Origin of the sequence: Serratia sp. PGPR-27, from assembly GCF_022678525.1 — a bacterium.
In the GTDB taxonomy this organism is placed as follows: Bacteria; Pseudomonadota; Gammaproteobacteria; order Enterobacterales; family Enterobacteriaceae; genus Serratia; species Serratia nematodiphila.
Genome location: NZ_JALBYS010000002.1, coordinates 112,277 through 134,429 on the forward strand (window position 1 = coordinate 112,277; position 22,153 = coordinate 134,429).

Genomic DNA, 22,153 nt, shown 5'->3' on the forward strand with positions numbered 1-22,153 from the left:
CTCTTCCTCTCGTTTACACTTTTCTATCAATGGCTGAATCACATTTATTTGACTATATGCATAATAAGCGGCCCAAGTCCTGATAAAGGACAAAAACGGCGCTTGCAGGTTTTATTCCTCGGCAAGGCTTGTTAGGGTTGGACGGCTCCTTTTGGCTACAGGGGCACACTCACTTAACCATAGCGGACAAGGCACAGGGATGCGATTTACCACCAAACTCTCTGCATTGATCACTCTGTTGGTCGCACTGGCGATGTTTTTGATGCTGATGGGATGCTCATACAGCTTCTTTTACGTTACCCAGGATCGCCAGGAGCGCCGCTTGGATTCGCTGGTTACCACTCTCGATCAAGCCATGCTGAGCGAGCCGCCGCAGGAGCAGGAGAAATGGTTGCCCATCGTCATGCGCACGCTCGGCATCGTGTCGATCCGCATAGAGGCCGGGACCAGCCAACTGCTCGACTATAAATTGCCGACGGTCAAAAAAGAGCACTGGGATGCGCTGAACGGCTATCGTCAGGTCTCGCGCCCCCTGTTGCAGCACCCGGGCAGCACGCTGTACATCACCTACCTCGATCCCTTCGCCAGCGACGTGCGTACGCTGCAATCCACCGCCGCCGTCACGCTGTCGATTGTCGTCATGGTGGTGATTTTGCTGTTCAGCCTGCGCTGGCTGCGTGAACAGGCCGACGGCGAAGATCGTCTGGAACGCCGCGCGCGGCGCATTCTGAACGGCGAGCGTGAAAACGTCATGCAGGGCGACGTGCGTGAGTGGCCGGCCAACGTCAGCGGCGCGCTCGACCGCCTGCTGGCCGATCTGGCGGAAGCGCGGGAAGAGCGCAGCCGGGTCGATACGCTGATCCGCGCCTTCGCCGCGCAGGACGCCAAAACCGGGCTGAATAATCGCCTGTTCTTCGATAACCAATTGACCACTCAGCTGGAAGATGAAGGCTCGCACGGCATCGTGATGATGGTGCGGCTGCCCGATTTCGAGACCCTGCGCGAGACGCACGGCAGCGTGGCGGTGCAGGAGCTGATGTATTCGCTGGTCAACCTGCTATCTACCTTCGTGATGCGCTACCCGTCGGCGCTGCTGGCGCGCTACTTCCACAGCGATTTTACCGTGCTGTTGCCGCATCGAACCCTGAAGGAGGCCGACGGCATCGCTTCACAGCTGGTCAACGCCATCGATGCATTGCCTTCCACGGCGCTGATCGATCGCGAGGCCTTCCTGCACATCGGCATCGTGGCGTACCGCAGCGGTCAAACCACCGAGCAGGTGATCGACTATGCGGAGCAGGCGACGCGCCACGCTACGCTGCAGGGCGAAAACGGGTGGTATGTGTACGACAGCCAGGTGCCGGAAAAGGGGCGCGGCAGCGTCAAGTGGCGCACGCTGCTGGAACAGGTGCTGGCGCGCGGTGGCCCGCGGCTGTATCAGAAACCGGCGGTGACCGTGGAAGGCGAGGTGCACCATCGCGAGATCATGAGCCGGATCTATGACGGCACCCAGGAATTGCTGCCGGCGGAATATATGCCGCTGGTGCAGCAGCTGGGGTTGGCGGAGAGTTACGATCGCCAACAGGTGAGCCGCATCATTCCCTTGTTGGCGCAGTGGCCCGAGGAAACGCTGGCGTTTCCACTGTGCGTAGACTCGATTTTGCAGCGCTCTTTCCAGCGCTGGCTACGCGATACGCTGTTGCAATGCGAAAAAAGTCAACGTCGGCGAATTCTGATTGAACTTGCGGAGGCAGATGTGTGTCAACATATCGACCGTTTGCGTCCGGTGCTGAGGTTGCTGTCAGGGCTGGGTTGCCGCCTGGCGGTGTCCAAAGCGGGGTTAACCGTGGTCAGTACGTCCTATATCAAGTCGCTGCAGGTGGAGATCGTCAAGCTCCACCCGGGGTTGGTGCGGAGCATCGATAAGCGGGACGAAAACCAGCTGTTCGTGCAGAGTCTGACCGGCGCCTGCGCGGGTACGCGCGCGCAGGTGTTCGCCGCCAGCGTACGCACGCGCAACGAGTGGCAGACGCTGAAAGAGCGTGGGATCCACGGCGGGCAGGGCGACTTTTTCGCGTCGCCGGAACCGATCGACGCGGGGCGTAAAAAATATTCACGTCGTTATCGCGTTTAAGCTGATTGCCGGACAAAAATTGACGTAGAATGAGCGCCGGATCCATCTGGGCCATGTCACCCGTCATTTTGGAGTTTTCTCCAATCTGCCTGCGACAACGACGCCTATTTGAGATAGGCTCTTGTCAGCTTTTATCTGGTTGGCGTTGGTAGGTGCTTACCATCGGCGGCAATCAGGGAATATGTTAGATTTTATGAGCTGTGTTACGCCGTTTCGTGCGTTGACAGGGTGGTAAACTGAGCCTTTGTTCAGGGAATTCAGGCCTCATCCAATTTCCGTGCATTCGAGCAGAAACAATACAGACTATTTTTCACCGAAGTAGAACGTTTTTGCGCCTTGTCGCTGCTTCGTGTGGTTGGTAAAGTAGGCGGATTTTATTTTCCGCCCCCAGCTTGCAGGATTATCCTTTCGTTATGTTTAAGAAATTTCGTGGCATGTTTTCCAACGACTTGTCCATCGACTTGGGTACCGCCAATACCCTGATTTATGTTAAAGGGCAAGGCATCGTACTGAATGAACCTTCGGTGGTTGCCATTCGTCAGGATCGTGCCGGCTCCCCAAAGAGCGTTGCGGCCGTCGGTCATGACGCCAAACAGATGCTGGGCCGCACCCCCGGCAACATCGCGGCTATTCGCCCGATGAAAGACGGCGTGATCGCCGACTTCTTCGTGACCGAAAAAATGCTGCAGCACTTTATCAAACAGGTTCACAGCAACAGCTTCATGCGCCCAAGCCCGCGCGTGCTGGTCTGTGTGCCGGTCGGCGCGACCCAGGTTGAACGCCGCGCTATCCGCGAGTCCGCCCAAGGGGCCGGCGCGCGCGAAGTGTTCCTGATTGAAGAGCCGATGGCGGCGGCGATCGGTGCAGGCTTGCCGGTTTCCGAAGCGACAGGCTCCATGGTGGTGGATATCGGTGGCGGTACCACTGAAGTGGCGGTGATCTCGCTGAACGGCGTGGTGTACTCCTCTTCCGTGCGCATCGGCGGCGACCGTTTCGATGAAGCCATCATCAATTATGTGCGCCGCAACTATGGCTCGCTGATCGGCGAAGCGACCGCCGAGCGCATCAAGCACGAAATCGGTTCTGCCTATCCGGGCGACGAAGTGCGCGAAATCGAAGTCCGCGGCCGTAACCTGGCCGAAGGCGTACCGCGCGGCTTTACCCTGAACTCCAATGAAATCCTCGAAGCCCTGCAAGAGCCGCTGACCGGCATCGTCAGCGCGGTGATGGTGGCGCTGGAGCAGTGCCCGCCAGAATTGGCCTCCGACATTTCCGAACGCGGCATGGTATTGACCGGCGGCGGCGCGCTGCTGCGCAACCTCGATCGCTTGCTGATGGAAGAAACCGGCATCCCGGTCGTAGTGGCGGAAGATCCACTGACCTGCGTGGCGCGCGGCGGCGGCAAGGCGTTGGAAATGATCGACATGCACGGCGGCGATTTGTTCAGCGAAGAATAGTCAGCCCCTGGAAGGAGGAATCGTATCGGATGAATGCGCACAGCGAGAATCGGGTACGGTTCCTCTTTCTGTTGTCGAGGAACTCGCATAATTTATGAAGCCGATTTTTAGCAGGGGGCCTTCCCTGCAACTGCGACTTTTTTTGGCGGTGATTGCGGCCATTGGCCTGATCGTTGCCGACAGCCGGCTCGGCACGTTCGTGAAGATACGCAACTACATGGACACCGCAGTCAGCCCTTTCTATTTTCTGGCCAACGGGCCGCGTAAAGTTTTGGACAGCGTGTCAGAGACGCTGGCCACCCGCCAACAGCTGGAGCTGGAAAACCGCGCTCTGCGGCAGGAACTGCTGCTGAAAAACAGCGATATTCTTCTTCTTGGCCAATTCAAGCAGGAAAACGCCCGCTTGCGCGAGCTGCTGGGTTCTCCGTTGCGTCAGGACGAACACAAGATGGTCACCCAGGTGATCTCCACCGGTTCCGATCCGTATAGCGATCAGGTGGTGATCGACAAAGGGTCGGACAACGGCGTCTATGAAGGCCAGCCGGTGATCAGCGACAAGGGCGTGGTCGGTCAGGTGGTGGCGGTGGCGAAAGTCACCAGCCGCGTGCTGCTGATCTGCGACGCCTCGCATGCGCTGCCGATCCAGGTGCTGCGCAACGATATTCGGGTGATCGCCGCGGGCAGCGGCTGCGCCGACGATCTGCAACTGGAGCATCTGCCGAACAACACCGACATCCGCGTTGGCGACGTGCTGGTCACCTCCGGCCTCGGCGGCCGCTTCCCGGAAGGGTATCCGGTGGCGGTGGTTTCCTCGGTCAAGGTCGACAACCAGCGTGCTTACACTGTGATTCAGGCGCGGCCGACCGCCGGTCTGCAGCGCTTGCGTTACCTGTTGTTGCTATGGGGCGCCGATCGCAACGGCGACATGCCGCTGCCGCCGGACGAAGTGCACCGCGTGGCCAATGAACGCCTGATGCAGATGATGCCGCAGGTGCTGCCGCCTGCCGGTTCCGTCGGGCCGCAGCTGCCGGCTCCGGCCACCGGGGTGGCGCCGCAAACCACGGCACCGGCCTCTGCTCAGCCTCAGATTCAGCCCGCGGCGGCGGGGGGGGTGCAATGAACAGCTACCGCAGCCACGGGCGCTGGATAATCTGGCTGTCGTTCCTGGTGGCGTTGGTGCTGCAAATCATGCCGTGGCCGGAGCAGATCTACATGTTCCGGCCTTCCTGGCTGGTGCTGATCCTGATCTACTGGGTGATGGCTTTGCCACATCGGGTCAACGTCGGCACCGGCTTCGTGCTGGGGCTGATCATGGATCTGATCCTCGGTTCCACGCTGGGCGTGCGCGCGCTGGCGCTGGGCATCATCGCCTATCTGGTGGCGTTCAAATTCCAACTGTTCCGCAATATGGCGCTGTGGCAACAGGCGCTGATTGTCGTGCTGCTGTCGCTGTCGATGGACGTGGTGGTGTTCTGGGCTGAGTTTTTAGTGATCAACGTCTCTTTCCGCCCAGAGGTGTTCTGGAGTAGTGTGGTAAACGGCATTTTGTGGCCGTGGTTATTCCTGTTGATGCGCAAAATCCGCCGTCAGTTCGCCGTACAGTAAGGGTATATCAATGACTTCGCTTTATCTGGCCTCCGGCTCCCCACGTCGACGTGAACTGCTGACCCTGCTGGGCGTGTCGTTCGACATTCTGCTGACGCATACCGAAGAGCAGCGCCGGGAAGGCGAAGCCGCAGAAGCCTATGTGCGCCGCCTGGCGCAGGACAAGGCCAAAGCGGGCGTGGCGCTGGCGCAGGAAGATCGGCCGGTGCTGGGCGCCGACACCATCGTGGTGCTCAACGGCCGGGTGCTGGAGAAGCCGCGCGACGAAGCCCATGCGGCGGACATGCTGGCGGCCCTGTCCGGCAAGCAGCATCAGGTGATGACGGCAGTGGCGATCGCCGATCGCCACGACGTGCGTTGCCAGCTGGTGGTGACCGACGTGACGTTCCGCAGCCTGTCACAACAGGATATCCGCGACTATATTGCTACGGGCGAACCGATGGATAAGGCGGGCGCCTATGGAATTCAAGGAAAGGGTGGTTGTTTCGTCAGAATGATAACCGGGAGTTATCACGCAGTGGTCGGTCTGCCGCTGGTCGAAACACATGAGCTGCTCAGTAATTTTGTCGCATTACGTGATGTAAGAACCGGTTGATGGGCGCTGCCATTATCGACCGGCTCTGAGGAGAAGGCATGACAGCTGAGCTACTGGTTAATATCACACCGTCTGAAACGCGGGTCGCCTATATCGATGGCGGCATTCTGCAAGAGATCCATATCGAACGCGAATCCAAACGCGGCATCGTCGGCAATATCTATAAAGGGCGCGTCAGCCGCGTCCTGCCGGGCATGCAGGCGGCGTTCGTCGACATCGGCCTCGATAAGGCCGCCTTCCTGCACGCCTCTGACATCATGCCGCATACCGAATGCGTCGCCGGCGATGAGCGGAAAAACTTCCACGTGCGCGACATCGCCGAGCTGGTGCGCCAGGGGCAAGACCTGATGGTGCAGGTGGTGAAAGATCCGCTTGGCACCAAGGGCGCGCGTCTGACCACCGATATCACGCTGCCTTCGCGTTATCTGGTCTTCATGCCGGGTGCGGCGCACGTCGGCGTGTCGCAGCGCATCGACAGCGAAGCCGAGCGCGAGCGCCTGAAGGCGATCGTGGCGCCGCACTGCGACGAGCTGGGCGGCTTTATCATCCGCACCGCGGCGGAAGGCATCGGCGAGGAAGAGCTGGCGCAGGACGCCGCATTCCTCAAACGGCTGTGGACCAAGGTGATGGAGCGCAAGAAGCGCAACCAGACCAAATACAAGCTGTACGGCGAGCTGGCGTTGGCGCAGCGCATCTTGCGCGATTTCGCCGGCGCGGCGCTGGATCGCATCCGCGTCGATTCGCGGCTGACGCACGATCTGCTGGTGGAGTTCACCGGTGAGTACATCCCGGACATCACCAACAAGCTCGAGCTCTATACCGGCAGTCAGCCGATTTTCGATCTGTACGATGTGGAAAACGAGATCCAGCGCGCGCTGGAGCGCAAGGTGGAGCTGAAGTCCGGCGGCTATCTGATCATCGATCAGACCGAGGCGATGACCACGGTCGACATCAACACCGGCGCCTTCGTCGGCCACCGCAACCTCGACGAAACCATCTTCAATACCAACATCGAGGCGACGCAGGCCATTGCGCGCCAGCTGCGGCTGCGCAACCTGGGCGGCATCATCATCATCGACTTTATCGATATGAACAACGAAGAGCATCGCCGCCGGGTGCTGCACTCGCTGGAGCAGGCGTTGAGTAAAGATCGGGTAAAAACCACGATCAACGGCTTCTCTCAGCTAGGCTTAGTTGAAATGACGCGTAAACGAACGCGTGAAAGCATTGAACATGTGCTCTGTCACGATTGTCCTACTTGCAATGGGCGCGGCACCGTGAAAACGGTGGAAACCGTGTGCTACGAGATCCTGCGCGAGATTGTGCGCGTGCATCACGCTTACGATTCCGATCGCTTCCTGGTGTACGCCTCTGCGGCGGTCGGCGAAGCGCTGAAGAGCGAAGAGTCGCATGCGCTGGCCGAAGTGGAGATTTTCGTCGGCAAACAGGTGAAGGTGCAGATCGAACCGTTGTACAGCCAGGAGCAGTTCGACGTCGTCATGATGTAGCCCGCCCGACATCGGTAGGGGCCCGGCACGCCGGGCCCGTCAGTGCATAGATATTCCCGTTGCCAGGCAGCGGAGCAAGGAGAACTGCGTGAGGCGACTGCCTGGGATTCTGTTAGCAACAGGCGCCACCCTAATCGTGATTGTGGCGCTGCTGATCAGCGGGCTGCGCCTGATGCTGCCGAAGCTGAACGACTACCGTCCCCAACTGCTGGCGCAGGTGGAGAAGCTGTCCGGCGTGCCCGTGCAGATGGATTTCCTACAGGGCAGTTGGGAAACCTTCGGCCCGCAGCTTGAAGTGCGTAACCTGAGCGTTACGCTGCCCAAAAGCGATGTGCATATCGAGCGCGTGACGCTGGCGCTGGATGTGTGGCAGTCGCTGTTGCACTGGCGCTGGCAGTTCCGCGATCTGACCTTCTATCAATTCCGGCTTGATTTGAACGCCACGCTGGGCGGCGATCGGCAGGGCGATGGCCTTGAACCCGGTAAAATCAGCGATCTGATGCTGCGCCAGCTCGACCATTTCGATCTGCGCGACAGTCGTATTTCATTCCTGACGCCCGCCGGCGCGCGCGCCGAATTCGACATTCCCCAGCTGACCTGGCTCAACGGCCGCGATCGCCACCGCGCCGAGGGGCAGATCAGCCTGTCGACGCTGAATGGCCAGCACGGCGTGGTGCAGCTGCGCATGGACCTGCGTGACAATCAAGGCCTGCTGGATACCGGCACGGTCTACCTGCAGGCCGATAACATCGACATGAAACCCTGGTTTACCCGCTGGCTGCGCGCCAACACCGGGCTGGAAAGCGCCGACTTCAGCCTGGCTGCCTGGCTGCAGGTGCAGAACGGCCAGATCGCCGGCGGCCATGCGTTGCTCAAGCAAGGGGCGGCCAACTGGGACACCGGCGCCGCGCAGCACCGGCTGGACGTGGATAATCTGGCGCTGTCGCTGCGCCGCCAGGGCACCGGTTGGCAGCTCGACGTGCCGCAACTGCGGTTGAGCACCGACGGCCAGGCCTGGCCGCAGGGCGCGCTTTCCGCCCTGTGGCTGCCGGAAAACACCGAATTCATGGGGCCGGCGCAGAATGAAGAACTGCGTGTGCGCGCGACTGATATTCAGCTGGAGCGTCTGTCGGCGCTGTTGCCGACCTTCTCCTTCCTCAGCCCGGACGTGCTCGAGCGCTGGAACGATCTGCAGCCGCAGGGGCAATTGGAAGCGCTGGCGCTGGACATTCCGCTCAAGCAGCCGGAAAAGAGCCGTTTCCAGGCGCTGTGGCGCGATGTCAGCTGGCAGCGTTGGGAACTGCTGCCGGGCGTTAACCACTTCTCCGGGGCGTTGAGCGGCGGGGTGGAGAACGGCCGCCTGACGCTGGGGCTCACCGACAGCACCCTGCCTTACGGCGACATGTTCCGCGCCCCGCTTGAAATCAGCAGCGCGCGCGGCGCGCTGACCTGGCGTTACAACGATCAGGGCTGGGAGCTGGCGAGTCAGGGGCTGGACGTCAAGGCGAAGTCGCTGTGGGTCAACGGTGATTTCCGTTATCAGCAGCCGGCCAAGGGCGATCCGTGGCTGAACATCCTGGCGGGCATCCGCCTGTATGACGGCGCCGACGCCTGGCGCTATTTCCCGGAACCGTTGATGGGCAAGCATCTGGTGGACTACCTGAGCGGCGCCATTCAGGGCGGCCAGGTGGATAACGCTACGCTGATTTATTCCGGCGATCCGCAGCACTTCCCGTATCGTAAAAACGAAGGGCAGTTTGAAGTTTTCGTACCGCTACGTCACGCCACCTTCCAGTTCCAACCGGGCTGGCCGGCGCTGACCGATTTGGCGATCGATCTCGATTTCGCCAACGAGGGATTGTGGATGCATGCGCCGCAAACCCGATTGGGTAAGGTGGCGGGTAAAAATATCAGCGCGGTGATCCCGGATTACCTGAAAGAGCGGCTGCTGATCGACGCCGAAGTCGCGGGTGCGGGCAGCGACGTGCATGACTACTTCATGCAGACGCCGTTGCACGATTCGCTCGGGGCGGCGCTGGAGCAGCTGCAGATTGGCGGTGATGTCAGTGGGCGCTTACATCTTGATATTCCCTTGGACGGCGAGCAGGTCAGAGCCACCGGCGAAGTGGCGCTGAACAACAATTCGTTGCTGATAAAGCCGCTGGACAGCGAACTGCAAAAGCTCAGCGGCAAGTTCCGCTTCGACAACGGCAACCTGCAGAGCGACCCCCTGTCGGCCAACTGGTTCGGGCAGCCGGTGGCGGTCAACTTTTCCACGCAGGAAGGCGATCGCGATTACAAGATCAATGTCGGCCTGAAGGGCGACTGGCAGCCGGGCAAGTTCCCCGGCCTGCCAAAAGAGGCCGCTGATGCGCTCAGCGGCAGCGCGCCCTGGCAGAGCCAGGTGGCCATCACGCTGCCGCATCAGGGCTCGGCCAGCTATGATATCGGCATTGACGCGGATTTGAAGAAAGTGAGCAGTCACTTACCTTCACCGCTGGACAAGGCACCGGGCGAGGCACTGCCGGTGAACGTCAAGGTCAAAGGCGGTCTGAACGGTTTCATGTTGACCGGCAGCGCGGGCAAACAGAACCGCTTCAACAGCGAATGGAACTTCGATAAAAAACAGGTGAATCTGGCGCGCGCCGCCTGGCAAACCAACGGGGGCGGCACGCCGCCGCTGCCGGCCGGCAAGTCGATGACGCTGAATCTGCCGGCGCTGGACGGTGAGCAGTGGCTGGCGCTGCTGGCGCCGGCACTGAAACAGGGCGGCGGCAGCGGTCAGGTGGGCGGTTTCAGCTTCCCTACCACCGTGGCGCTGACTACGCCGCAGCTGCTGTTGGGCGGCCAGGCCTGGCATAAGCTGACGCTATCGGCCGAAAAACAGCTTGGCGCTACCCTGGTGAGCGCCAAGAGCGACGAAGTGGACGGCAGCCTGCGGGTGGCCGATCGCGGGCCGTGGCGCGCCGATATCAACTACCTGTATTACAACCCACAGTTCGCCGAGACGAAAAATGCGGTGGGCCCGCCGTCGCCGTCGACCGAGAAAGTTTCCTTCCGCGACTGGCCTTCGCTGATGCTGCGCTGTAAGTCGTGCTGGGTGCTGGGGCAGAACCTCGGCAAGGTCGAGGCGGATCTGACTAATCGGGGGGATACCCTGACGCTGGATCACGGTCTGGTCGATACCGGTAAAGGGCGTATGAGCGCCACCGGCCTGTGGAAACAAAACGCGCAGGAAGAGCGCAGCTCGCTGAAAGGCAAACTGCTCGGCGGCAAGATAGATGAAACCGCCGCCTTCTTCGGCATCACTATCCCGCTGAAGGGGGCGCCTTACGACGTGGACTTCGATCTGTACTGGCACGGCGCGCCGTGGCAGCCGCAGGTCAATACGTTAAGCGGCGCGCTGCAGGTCAAGATGGGCAAGGGCGAGATCGACAGCATGGGCGGCGGCCGCGCCGGCCAGCTGCTGCGGCTGGTCAGCTTCGACGCCCTGCTGCGCAAGCTGCAGTTCGATTTCAGCGATACCTTCGGCAAAGGTTTCTACTTTGATTCCATCCGCAGCACCGCCTGGCTGAAAGATGGCATAATGCATACTGATAATCTATTGATCGACGGCCTGGCAGCGGACATCGCCATGAGCGGCCAGATCGATCTGGCGCGCCGCCGCATCGATATGGAGGCGGTGGTGGCGCCGGCGATTTCGGCGACCGTCGGCGTGGCCACGGCGTTTGTCGTCAACCCGATCGTCGGCGCGGCGGTATTTGCCGCCTCGCAGGTGCTGGGGCCGCTGTGGAGCAAGATTTCGCTGATTCGCTACCATATCGGCGGCGATCTCGACCAGCCGAAGATCAATGAGGTACTTCGTAAGGCAAAGGAGGATAAGGCGTCATGAGGAATGCTAACGTTGCGTTGTTGCAGTTGTGCAGTGGCGATCAGGTGCGCGATAACCTGGCCCAGATTGAACAGCAGATCAAGCAGCTCAATGCCGGGGTAAAACTGGTCATGACGCCGGAGAACGCGCTGCTGTTCGCCAACTCCGCGGCCTACCGCCAACAGGCGGAAAAACAGGGCGATGGCCCGCTGCAGAACGCGGTGCGCGAGCTGGCGCGCCGCTATCGGGTGTGGTTGCTGGTGGGCTCGATGCCCTTGATCAGCCGCGAAAACCCGGAACTTATCACCACCAGCAGCCTGTTGTTTGACGAGCAGGGCGAAATCCGCGCCCGCTATGACAAACTGCACATGTTCGATGTGGATATCAACGATGCGCACGGCCACTACCGCGAGTCGGATACCTACCAGCACGGGCAGCACCTGACGGTGGTGGATACGCCGGTCGGGCGTTTGGGCATGACCATATGCTACGATTTGCGCTTCCCCTCGCTGTTCCAGGCGTTGCGGGCGCAGGGCGCCGAACTGATTTCGGTGCCGGCGGCGTTTACCCGGGTCACCGGCGAGGCGCATTGGGAAATCCTGCTGCGCGCCCGGGCGATCGAAAACCAGTGCATGATCCTGGCGCCGGCGCAGGTGGGGCGCCACGGGCCGACTCGTCGCACCTGGGGCCACACGCTGGCTGTTGACGGCTGGGGCAAGGTGCTGGCCGAGAACGCGGACGCCGTGGCGGCGCTGAAGGTGCGCGTGGACGCCGCAAGCCTGAAAAATATTCGTGCGCAGATGCCGGTGCTGCAGCACAACCGATTCCAGACGTCGCTGACGGCGCCGTCTGACAAGCTATCCTCCAATCAAGAGTGAAACCATTATGAGCCTGACGTTTGTCAGTGAGCAGTTACTCGCTACCAACAAGCTGAGTCATCAAGACCTGTACAGGGTACTGGGTCAACTGGCAGAACGCCGTATCGACTACGCCGATCTCTATTTCCAGTCCAGCTATCACGAAGCCTGGGTGATCGAGGACGGCATCATCAAGGATGGCTCTTACAATATCGACCAGGGCGTCGGCGTGCGCGCCGTCAGCGGTGAGAAGACCGGCTTCGCCTATGCCGATCAGATCACCCTGAATGCGCTGCAGCAGAGCGCCCAGGCGGCGCGCAGCATCGTGCGCGAGCAGGGCGACGGGCGGGCGCATACCCTGGGCGAGATCGGTTACCGGGCGCTGTATCCGCTGCTCGATCCGCTGCAAAGCCTGCCGCGCGAAGAGAAAATTGCCTTGCTGCACCGCGTCGACAAGGTGGCGCGCGCCGCCGATGCGCGAGTGCAGGAAGTGAACGCCAGCATCACTGGCGTTTACGAGCAGGTGTTGGTGGCCGCCACCGACGGCACGCTGGCGGCGGACGTTCGCCCGCTGGTGCGCCTATCCGTCAGCGTGCTGGTGGAACAGGACGGCAAGCGTGAGCGCGGCTCCAGCGGCGGCGGCGGCCGTTTCGGTTACGACTATTTCCTGGAAACCGTCGACGGCGACGTGCGCGCCGATGCCTACGCCAAAGAAGCGGTGCGCATGGCGCTGGTCAATCTTGGCGCGGTGGCGGCGCCGGCCGGCAATATGCCGGTCGTGCTGGGCGCCGGCTGGCCGGGCGTGCTGCTGCATGAGGCGGTGGGCCACGGCCTGGAAGGCGACTTCAACCGGCGCGGCACCTCGGTGTTCAGCGGCCATATGGGCGAGCTGGTGGCGTCCGAGCTATGTACCGTGGTGGACGACGGCACCCTGCAAGGGCGCCGCGGCTCGCTGGCGATCGACGACGAAGGCGTGCCGGGCCAGTACAACGTGCTGATCGAAAACGGCGTGCTGAAAGGCTACATGCAGGACAAGCTCAACGCGCGGCTGATGGGCGTCGCCCCGACCGGCAACGGCCGCCGCGAGTCCTACGCGCATCTGCCGATGCCGCGCATGACCAATACCTACATGCTGGCGGGCCAATCGACGCCGGAAGAGATCATCGCCAGCGTCGAGTACGGCCTGTACGCGCCGAACTTTGGCGGCGGCCAGGTGGACATCACCTCCGGCAAGTTTGTATTCTCCACCACCGAAGCCTACCTGATCGAGAAGGGACGCATCACCAAACCGGTGAAAGGGGCGACGCTGATCGGCTCCGGCATCGAGGCGATGCAGCAGATCTCGATGGTCGGCAACGATCTGGCGCTCGATAAAGGCGTGGGCGTGTGCGGCAAGGAAGGCCAGAGCGTGCCGGTAGGCGTTGGCCAACCGACGCTGAAACTGGATACGTTGACCGTCGGTGGCACGGCGTAATCTTTCTTCAAGGGGCCATGCGTTGGCCCCTCAACCATTCTCCATTTCGCGGCCTTTCTCGCATTCGTAACGCTAAGCGCGGCAGGACGCCGTAGCCTGCACGACATAATGGAATGAAATTGACGTGGCGAAAAAACAGAGCACGACAAGAATGACGCGCCTGGCATTATCCGCTCGGCGTTGGCTGCTGGTGCTGGGCGTTCTGTCCCTGACGGGCTGCGCCCGTTCCGATGCGCTGTGGGGCGTGGTCGATAAACTCTGCATGGCCAACTATCAGCAAAAACGCAATCCGGCCCCGTGCGAGCAGATTTATATGCCGCAGGGGAAAGCGCAGGGCTTTAGCGTGCTGCAGAACCCGCGTTACCCTTATCACTTTATCCTGGTGCCGACGGCGCCGCTCTCCGGCATTGAAAGCCCGCAGCTGCTGGTTGGAGAACGGACAGACTATTTTGGCTATGCCTGGCTGATGCGTTACCGGCTGGCCGCCGAGTATGGCGGGCCGGTGCCGGATGATATGTTGGGCATGGCGATCAACTCCGCTTACGGCCGCAGCCAAAACCAGTTGCACATTCACCTGACCTGTCTGCGCGAGGACGTGCGGCGCCAATTGCAGGCGGAACGCCCCTACATACAGGAGCAATGGCGGCCTTTGCCGGATAAGTTGTTGCGCCACACCTATTATGCTCGCCGCGTGATGCAGCCAGCCGTGATGGGCATCTACCCGATTAAGGATTTGGCGGATTATTTCCATCTGTCGCCGCCGCAGCTGGCGGAATATGGCGTGGTCGTCGTTCCGACGACGTTTGCCGGCCGGCAAGGGTTTATCTTGCTGGCCTCGAAACGCGGCTGGGACGTCGGCAATCGCGCGTCGGTAGAGTCGCTGCTGGATAAAGAGTGCGCGATTTTGCCACGTTGATTTTGCTACATAAATGACGCAGGTGAGAGCAACGAGGCATCGCTCTCACCTTGTTGTCCCTACCTAAACCGCGCATCCCGCGTAAACAGGAAAGCGGCTTCCCGCAGGCGAGCGTCGGCTTGTGCCTGATCCCCCTGATAGCGCAAGATCATGATCAGCGTGGCGTAGACGTTGGCGTCGATACGGCGCTGCAGATAGGCATTGGCCCACTGCCGATAGCCGGTCAACAGGGCATCATCACGCGTCTGGTTATAGACCAGCAGCGCGTGAGATTGCTCGTCGAAGGTTTTGCGCTCCCGGTAGATCCAGGCAGCCGGCGGCGGCATGTGCTCGATGCTGTCGATGTTGGCCAGCATAGTGCGTTCCGACTGGGTGAGCGCCATGCGCCCTTGCCAGGCGAAGACCGCCATCACCAGCACGCCGACCGCCGCCATCGCCACCGGCAGGCTCAGGGTTTTGGCGAACGGCAGCGGGCGGGGTTCGCCGGTTTGGCCATCCAGCAACGCCAGCAGCAACAGAAACGCCAGCCAGTGCGGCGCAGACAGATAGAAAGGGTATTCCAGCTGGGTGTGCACCAGCATTGGCAGCAGCACCAGGAACAGCCCGACGCGCGCACCGTTCGGCTGCTCGCTATCCCGTTGCCAGGCGCGTTTCAGCAGCAGCGCGCCGGCGATGAGGACGATCATGATACCCGCCAGCGCCGGCAGGCCACCCTCAACCCACCACAGCAGGATTTCATTGTGCGGATGCCCGGCGACTTCCAATACTTCTCGCCAGGGCATTTCCTGCAGGCGAAAGTGCGCGAAGCTGTATTCAAAACCGCCGTAACCCCAGCCCAGCAGCGGCTTGGCCAGGATCATGGCGCCGACGTCATGCAGCATGGTCAGACGCGCGCTGTTGGACAGCCCCCGACCGATCAGGCCGGCGCGGCCATCCAGACCGAAACCGGTGAACACCACTGTGAGGCCGATCGCCATCCCCAACAGCAGCGCGCCGCCGGCCCAGCGGCTTGCGGCCGGGCGCCGGCGGGCAAAACGCCACAGCAGCAACGCCGCCGCCAAGGCGCCGCCAAGCCAGGCGGCGCGCGACTGGATCAGCACCAGCAGGGCGGAGAAAACGGCCAGCAGCGCGAGCAGCGGGATTTGCCGCCGCCACGTTGGCGCTGAGAGGGGAGCAAGCAGCAGCCAGAGCGCCAAGGCCAGCCCGGTGGCGATAAAGCTGCCCAGCACGTTCGGTTGCTGAAAGACGCCGTAGACCCGGCTGCCGTTAGGGGCTACCCAGGCCAGCGTGGGGGCGAACAGCTGCAGCGCCGCCAGCAACGCCTGAACGCCGATGGCGAACAGCAGACCGTACAGCAGCAGCTCGCGCTGTCGGGCGGTGAGGCGCAGCTGCAGGCAGGCGACATAGAACAGCCAGCCGCCGAGCAGACCGGCGCAGCGCCACAGGGCGTCTTCGCGCCATTCGGGGCGGGTATACAGCAGCGGCAGCGCCAGCACGGCGATGCCGAGCAGCAACAGGCGTGCGGTGGGGGTCAGCGAAAGACGGGTACGGCCAAGGCAAATGGTGAACGTCACTATCAGCGTGGTGAGCGCCATGACAGCCCAGGCCAGAATGTTTTGCGGCAGCGCCAGGCCGTCGCCGCCCATGTTGGGGTAATAAACCGGCAGGACCGCCGCCATCCAGATCAGCAGCAGGGGCAGCACGGCGATGGTCGCTGCGTTAGCGGGAGATTTATCGGCCATGGTTAACCTGCCATGGCCTGATAGCGTTTATGAAATGCATGTTTTAATTATTCCCTATCCTTTATCCTGATGTCGAAATGCGTGTAATGTTCAATTCGAAAATGTCTCACGGGAAATTTAAATCGTCTTCATGGTGAAGCGATAAATAATGTTTGCCCTGAGAATGCGCGAGGCTGTATGCCTAAAGAAAGGTTAAGCCGTAATTTTCACCCGCAAAAGGCATTTTTGTTGTTTGCAAAAACAGACGCGCTATTTTCTCAAATCTATTGTGATTCAGTCAATTTTTAATCGAATTTTATTTTTGTTTATTAAAATCAGTTGATTGAGTGTTATTTTTGCGTGTATGAATATCGTGGGGTATCTCGGCGATGGCCTATGTTGGCAGTCAATGTGAAGAATAAGATAGGTATCTTATTGTTTAATTTGTTTCGTCAGCGGCGGCGTGTTGGCGGAGATTTATTCCATCGTTTTCCATTGCTGATTTTTAAATTAAAATTGATTTTCATCGTTGTATTTTTATTAAGATTCTTCTTGTCTTTGCCTGTTTTTTTTTAATTTTTATAAAATGATTTATTGTTAGGATTGTTCTGCTGTATTGGAAATAAAAGAGGTTATGGCCTGAGCCTCCCGTTGCCGCGGCAGAATACGGACTAACGCGCCTGTAAAAGCGCGTTAATCTCGTTTCTCATTCGCTTACTCCACCTCCCCGATCCGCTCCAGCGCATCCACCACCAGATCCCAGAATTTATCCTGATCCAGTTTGACCGCTACCTGGGTGTGGCAATCCGGCGGCGGCGGCGCGCGGAAGTCCGCGACCGTCATGCCTAAGGTGAGGGTGCCGGTCAGCTCTATATTTACCGGCGCTTTGCGCACCGACATGACGCTCGGATCGATCACATAGGCCACCGCGCATGGATCGTGCACCGGCGGGGCGCTGAAGCCTTGCGCCTGTTGGTACATACGGCCAAAGAATGCCAGCAGCTCGCCGACGAAGGCGGCCGGCCGGGTGCCGAGGGCGGCGATGCGTTCGCAGACTGCCGGCGTGGCCAGCGCCTGGTGGGTGAGATCCAGCCCGACCATGGTGAGCGGCCATTTTTCGTTGAACACGATGTGCGCCGCCTCGGGATCGATTTTGATATTGAACTCCGCCACCGCGCTCCAGTTGCCCACATGATAGCCGCCGCCCATCAGCACTACTTCCTTGACCCGCTCGGCAATGCGCGGCTCTTTACGCACCGCCATGGCGATATTGGTCAGGCCGCCGGGCAGCCGCTTTTGTCCGCAGTGCGGCGGCGGTGTGCCGTGAACCGGGGCGGTTGGACACTCGCGCTGCTGCTCGGCGCCATGGCGCTATGGACGCTGCTGGCCTGGGGCGTAGCCGGGGTGCTGGCCTGGCTCCCGGCGTTGGCGGAGGCAGCCGGGAAGGCATCGTTGCCGGTGAACGGTGCGCTGAGCCTGGTGCCGCAGACGGTGCTGGACGCCTGGTTGCCGTGGCTGAAACAGCTGGGCAGCGGGTTGGCGAGCTATTTTCCTGTGCTGCTGACCTGGGCGGGCTACGCCGTCTGGCTGCTGTGGGGCATCGGCATGTTGGCGCTGATGCTGCTGGCCGCGCTGGCGCGCCGCTATTTAAGCGCTGCTCAGCGATAACCCTGATAGACCGCCGCTACGCGTTCGAAATAGTCGGTTAAATAGTTGATGCACACCTGCACCTTCAGCGGCAGTTTGTCCTTCTCGGTATAGAGCGCGTAGATTGGCCGCGGATCCGAATGGTAGCTTTTGAACAGGATCTCGATCTCGCCGCGTTTGATCTCTTCGATCACCCACATCAGCGGGGCGTAGGCGATGCCGGCGCCGTTTTTCAGCCAACGGATCATGGTGGAGGAGTCGTTGGTGACGAAGCGCCCCTGCGGGGAAATGCGCGTGGTGATGCCTTCCGGCGACATCAGTTCGAATTCGCTGTCGGGCCGCACGCTGTACTCCAGCCAGGAGAAGTTGACCATGTCGCTCGGCTTCTGCGGCGTACCGTGCTGGATCAGGTAGCTTTTGGCGGCGCACACCACCATCGGCATCTGCCCCAGGCGGCGGGAGAACAGGCTGGAGTCCTGCAGCGCCCCGGTGCGGATCACCAGATCCAGTCCGTCGGTGATCAGATCCGGCGCCGGTATGCCGGTCACCAGGTTGACCGTCAGGCCCGGATACTCTTTCATCATCTCGGCGGTCATGTTCGCCAGCACGTTTTGCGCCATGGTGGACGAGCTGCCGATGCGCAGCGTGCCGGCGGGCGTATTGTTAAACGCGTACAGCTGCTCATGCACTTCGCTGACTTCCTGCAGCATGCGTCGGCAGCCCTGATAGTAGATTTTGCCGGCCTCGGTCAGGCCGATGCTGCGCGTGCTGCGGTTCAACAGCTTGACCTGCAGTTCATTTTCCAGTTTCGAGACGGTTTGACTGATCGATGAAACGCTCATGTCGAGTTGGCGTGCGGCCGCGGTAAACGACCCGAACTCAACCACTTTGGCGAATACCGACATCCGTTTTAATCTTTCCATTATTCACTCTGGCTTAAAAGTGATTTAGATCACAGATTGTTGATGCCTTGATAGTAAGCAGGCTAATATAACGTGGTCGGGTGAATAGACCTTACCAACGTGCGAGAGCGATCGGCAACGCAATCCTGCCGCTCCTCCGGCACCCTCGCAATCCCTGTCGTGGATGTCTGCCCCCAAGTTTAACCTTTTTTCGGGTTCGTGACCTGGACAAGCTGTCCGGTCAAGATTTGTGGCGCGCGCACGCTAAAATGTAAAGAGAATGTGAATGGCGAGATGTGTCTTTCCCCGGCGTAGTGAACAATAAGGAAAAAGTGATGAGTTTGCTTCCGGTTATGGTCATCTTCGGGCTGTCGTTTCCGCCGGTGTTTTTCGAGCTGCTGGTGTCGCTGGCGCTGTTTTTTCTCCTGCGCCGCCTGCTGCAGCCGACGGGGATTTACGATTTTGTCTGGCATCCGGCGCTGTTTAATACCGCGCTGTATTGCTGCTTGTTTTATCTGATTTCGTGTCTTTTTGTTTGAGGTCGCTGTGAAAAATTTTTCGATAAAAATAACCCGAATCGCGATCACTTTGATTCTTGTGCTGTTGGGCATCGCCGCGATATTCAAGGCCTGGGTGTTCTACACCGAGTCGCCGTGGACGCGTGATGCCAAGTTTACCGCCGATGTGGTGGCGATCGCGCCGGACGTCAGCGGCCTGCTGACCGACGTGCCGGTGGTGGATAACCAACTGGTGAAGAAAGGCCAGGTGCTGTTCGTGGTCGATCGGCCGCGTTATGAGCAGGCGCTGGCGGAAGCCGGCGCCGACGTCGCCTACTATCAGACGCTGGCGGCGGAAAAACGGCGCGAGGCCGGCCGCCGCGTGAAGCTGGGCGTGCAGGCGATGTCGCAGGAAGAGATTGACCAGTCGAACAACTCACTGCAGACCGTGCAGCACCAGCTGGCGAAGGCCATTGCGGCACGCGAGCTGGCGCAGCTGGATCTGGAACGCACCACGGTGCGGGCGCCGGCCGATGGCTGGATCACCAACCTCAACGTCCATGCCGGCGAATACATCACCCGCGGCTCGGTGGCGGTGGCGCTGGTGAAGAAAGATTCCTTCTACATCCTGGCGTACCTGGAAGAAACCAAGCTGAATGGCCTGAATAAGGGCGACCGCGCGGAGATCACCCCGCTCGGCAGCAACCGTATCATGCACGGCACCGTCGACAGCGTGGCGGCGGCGGTGAACAACAGCAGCAGCACGGTGAACAACAAAGGGTTGGCCTCGATCGACAGCAACCTGGAGTGGGTGCGCCTGGCGCAGCGCGTGCCGGTGAAGATCCTGCTGGACGCCAAGGATCAACAGCATCCGTACCCGGCCGGCACCACCGCCACCGTGGTGATCGTCGGCAAGAACGATCGCAATGCCGACAGCGGCTCGCCTTTTGTGCGCCTGATGCACCGGCTGCGTGAGTTCGGCTAATGAGCAGCCCAACCTTTATCCGGCTGAGATTCGCCTTCAAACTCAGCTTCGCGATTGTGTTTGCGCTGTTCGTCGGCTTCCATCTCAATCTGGAAACCCCGCGCTGGTCGGCGATGACCGCCGCCATCGTCGCCGCCGGCCCGGCCTTTGCCGCCGGCGGCGAACCCTTCTCCGGCGCCATCCGCCACCGCGGCTGGCTGCGCATTATCGGCACCTTTATCGGTTGCTTCGTCGGCCTGATCATTATCATCACCACCGCCCGTGCGCCGGTGGTGATGCTGTTGCTGTGCTGCATCTGGGCCGGTTTCTGCACCTGGCTCTCTTCGCTTATCAAGGTGGAGAACTCCTATGCCTGGGGGCTGGCCGGGTATACCGCGCTGATCATCATCGTGACGGTCGCCACCAGCGAGTCTCATCTGCTGGAAGCGCCGCAGTTCGCCATCGAGCGTTGCAGCGAGATCGTGCTGGGGATCGTCAGCGCCGTGTTGGCGGATCTGCTGTTCTCGCCGCGTTCGATCAAACAGGACATCGATCGGGCGGTGGATCAACTGTTGGTGGCGCAATACCGCCTGATGCAGATGTGCATCAGCAATGCCGACAAAGAGGATATCGACCGCGCCTGGAGCAATCTGGTGAAGAGCACCACGGCGCTGGACGGCATGCGCAACAACCTGATGATGGAGTCCTCGCGCTGGCAGAAGGTCAACCGCCGGGTAAAAGCGCTGCATACGCTGTCGCTGACGCTGATCACCCAGGCCTGCGAAACCTATCTGATCTTGTTGAATCATCCGGACGCGCTGAAAGACAGCCTGCGTGAGCAGCTGATGGTCCCGGCGGAAACCCCGCAGGAGATCCACAAGCGCATGAAGCTGCTGCGCCAGGTGCTGACCACGCATCGTTCCGAGGAAACGCTGCCGACCCTCACCGGCTGGGTCGGCGCGGCGACGCGCTACCTGCTGCTGTCGAAAGGCGTGCACGCCAACTGCAGCATCAGCGCGGTGGAAGAGGGGGTGTTGAGCAACGAAACCGTGGTCAAGCCGACTTCGGCGGAAGGGCATCACGCGATGATCAACGGCCTGCGCACCTTTGTGGCGACGGCCTTCGGCAGCCTGCTGTGGCTGTGGACCGGCTGGACGTCCGGCAGCGGTTTTATGGTGATCATCGCGGTCATCACCTCGCTGGCGATGCGCACCCCGGCACCGCGCATGGTGGCGATGGATTTCGTGCTGGGCATGCTGGCGGCGATCCCGGTCGGCTCTCTGTTCTTCATGGTGATCCTGCCGGCGACGCAGCAGAGCATTTTGCTGCTGTGTCTTAGCCTCGGCCTGCTGGCGTTTTTCATCGGCATCGAGGTGCAGAAGCGGCGGCTAGGTTCGCTGGGGCTGCTGGCCGGGACCATCAACATTCTGGTGCTGAGCAACCCGATGGAGTTCAACGTCACCCAGTTTCTCGACGGGGCGCTGGGCCAGTTCCTCGGCAGCTGCGTTGGGCTGATGGTGCTGCTGCTGATCCGCGACAATTCGCGTGAACGCACCGGCCGCACGTTGCTCAACCAGTTCGTCAGCAGCGCGGTGTCGGCGCTGACCACCAAGGCGGCGCGTCGTCGGCAAAACCACCTGCCGGCGCTGTATCAGCAGCTTAACCAACTGCTGATGATGTTCCCGAACGACATCGCCAAGTATCGTCTGGCGCTGAACCTGATCATTGCCCACCAGCGCATGCAGCGGGCGGAGATTCCGGTCAGCGAAGAGCTGTCGGCCTTCCACCGCCAGATCCGCAGCACCGCCGATCGGGTGGTCTCCGCCAAGAACGACGTCAAGCGCGCCTATTACTACGATCGCTTGCTGGGTGAAATGAACGAGTACCAGCAGAAGCTGGTGGACAATCAGGCGCCGCTCAGCGTCACCGGGCCGGTGAAACGCCTGGCCGACATGCTGCATCGCTATCGTCACGCCTTGATCGATTGATGCGTTCCCTCCTGTTG

16 protein-coding genes and 1 pseudogene are annotated in these 22,153 nt (G+C 60.7%); 14 read left to right on the forward strand and 3 right to left on the reverse strand.

What is annotated here, in order from left to right; all coding sequences use genetic code 11:
* Window positions 1-199: 199 nt before the first annotated feature.
* The 10 genes from csrD to MMS95_RS01890 all read left to right on the forward strand — a co-directional run bounded on the left by csrD (window position 200) and on the right by MMS95_RS01890 (window position 14,417).
* Complete coding sequence (gene csrD, locus MMS95_RS01845; RefSeq protein WP_015379197.1) at window positions 200-2,134, forward strand: RNase E specificity factor CsrD; 1,935 nt, start codon at window positions 200-202, stop codon at window positions 2,132-2,134.
* A 413-nt stretch (window positions 2,135-2,547) separates the two neighbouring features.
* A complete protein-coding gene (mreB, locus tag MMS95_RS01850; RefSeq protein WP_003855260.1) occupies window positions 2,548-3,591 on the forward strand; it encodes a rod shape-determining protein MreB in 1,044 nt (347 codons plus the stop codon).
* Window positions 3,592-3,685: 94 nt separating this feature from the next.
* The gene (mreC, locus tag MMS95_RS01855) at window positions 3,686-4,711 is read left to right on the forward strand and encodes a rod shape-determining protein MreC (protein ID WP_242141349.1); all 1,026 of its coding nucleotides are present in this window, start codon (window positions 3,686-3,688) and stop codon (window positions 4,709-4,711) included.
* Complete coding sequence (mreD, locus tag MMS95_RS01860; RefSeq protein WP_004936918.1) at window positions 4,708-5,196, forward strand: rod shape-determining protein MreD; 489 nt, start codon at window positions 4,708-4,710, stop codon at window positions 5,194-5,196. Before mreC ends, mreD begins: the two co-directional genes overlap by 4 nt.
* A gap of 10 nt (window positions 5,197-5,206) precedes the next feature.
* Window positions 5,207-5,791, forward strand: coding sequence for a Maf family protein (locus MMS95_RS01865; RefSeq protein WP_242141350.1), 585 nt, complete (start codon window positions 5,207-5,209; stop codon window positions 5,789-5,791).
* A 38-nt stretch (window positions 5,792-5,829) separates the two neighbouring features.
* A complete protein-coding gene (rng, locus tag MMS95_RS01870; RefSeq protein WP_004936922.1) occupies window positions 5,830-7,299 on the forward strand; it encodes a ribonuclease G in 1,470 nt (489 codons plus the stop codon).
* An 88-nt stretch (window positions 7,300-7,387) separates the two neighbouring features.
* Window positions 7,388-11,191: an AsmA2 domain-containing protein YhdP gene (gene yhdP, locus MMS95_RS01875; protein ID WP_242141351.1), complete on the forward strand. Its 3,804-nt coding sequence runs from the start codon at window positions 7,388-7,390 to the stop codon at window positions 11,189-11,191.
* Window positions 11,188-12,048, forward strand: a complete 861-nt coding sequence (nit1, locus tag MMS95_RS01880; protein WP_082997296.1) for a deaminated glutathione amidase — start codon at window positions 11,188-11,190, stop codon at window positions 12,046-12,048. The genes yhdP and nit1 overlap by 4 nt, the downstream gene beginning before the upstream one ends.
* 7 nt (window positions 12,049-12,055) lie before the next feature.
* Window positions 12,056-13,501: a metalloprotease TldD gene (gene tldD / locus MMS95_RS01885; protein ID WP_021505122.1), complete on the forward strand. Its 1,446-nt coding sequence runs from the start codon at window positions 12,056-12,058 to the stop codon at window positions 13,499-13,501.
* Between the two features lie 151 nt (window positions 13,502-13,652).
* A complete protein-coding gene (locus MMS95_RS01890) occupies window positions 13,653-14,417 on the forward strand; it encodes a CDP-diacylglycerol diphosphatase (RefSeq protein WP_033631998.1) in 765 nt (254 codons plus the stop codon).
* A 59-nt stretch (window positions 14,418-14,476) separates the two neighbouring features.
* On the opposite strand, the gene MMS95_RS01895 is transcribed toward MMS95_RS01890, so the two are convergent.
* Window positions 14,477-16,159, reverse strand: a complete 1,683-nt coding sequence (locus MMS95_RS01895; RefSeq protein WP_156866275.1) for a Wzy polymerase domain-containing protein — start codon at window positions 16,157-16,159, stop codon at window positions 14,477-14,479.
* A gap of 693 nt (window positions 16,160-16,852) precedes the next feature.
* A pseudogene (locus MMS95_RS01900) lies at window positions 16,853-17,422 on the reverse strand (nucleoside hydrolase); the annotation flags it as partial.
* 39 nt (window positions 17,423-17,461) lie between these two features.
* Between MMS95_RS01900 and MMS95_RS01905 the strand changes: the two are divergent.
* Window positions 17,462-17,806 carry a hypothetical protein gene (locus MMS95_RS01905; protein ID WP_242141352.1) on the forward strand — a complete coding sequence of 115 codons (345 nt, stop codon included), beginning with the start codon at window positions 17,462-17,464 and terminating at the stop codon, window positions 17,804-17,806.
* On the opposite strand, the gene aaeR is transcribed toward MMS95_RS01905, so the two are convergent.
* Complete coding sequence (gene aaeR / locus MMS95_RS01910) at window positions 17,797-18,708, reverse strand: HTH-type transcriptional activator AaeR (RefSeq protein WP_015379188.1); 912 nt, start codon at window positions 18,706-18,708, stop codon at window positions 17,797-17,799. The genes MMS95_RS01905 and aaeR overlap by 10 nt on opposite strands.
* Before the next feature lie 314 nt (window positions 18,709-19,022).
* On the opposite strand from aaeR, the gene aaeX reads away from it, so the two are divergent.
* Genes aaeX through aaeB form a run of 3 tightly spaced genes read left to right on the forward strand, consistent with a single transcriptional unit; the run spans window position 19,023 to window position 22,136 of the window.
* The gene (gene aaeX / locus MMS95_RS01915) at window positions 19,023-19,226 is read left to right on the forward strand and encodes a p-hydroxybenzoic acid efflux pump operon protein AaeX (RefSeq protein WP_004936952.1); all 204 of its coding nucleotides are present in this window, start codon (window positions 19,023-19,025) and stop codon (window positions 19,224-19,226) included.
* Window positions 19,227-19,233: 7 nt separating this feature from the next.
* Complete coding sequence (gene aaeA, locus MMS95_RS01920) at window positions 19,234-20,169, forward strand: p-hydroxybenzoic acid efflux pump subunit AaeA (protein WP_004936954.1); 936 nt, start codon at window positions 19,234-19,236, stop codon at window positions 20,167-20,169.
* Window positions 20,169-22,136: a p-hydroxybenzoic acid efflux pump subunit AaeB gene (aaeB, locus tag MMS95_RS01925; RefSeq protein ID WP_015379187.1), complete on the forward strand. Its 1,968-nt coding sequence runs from the start codon at window positions 20,169-20,171 to the stop codon at window positions 22,134-22,136. The genes aaeA and aaeB overlap by 1 nt, the downstream gene beginning before the upstream one ends.
* Window positions 22,137-22,153 lie beyond the last annotated feature (17 nt).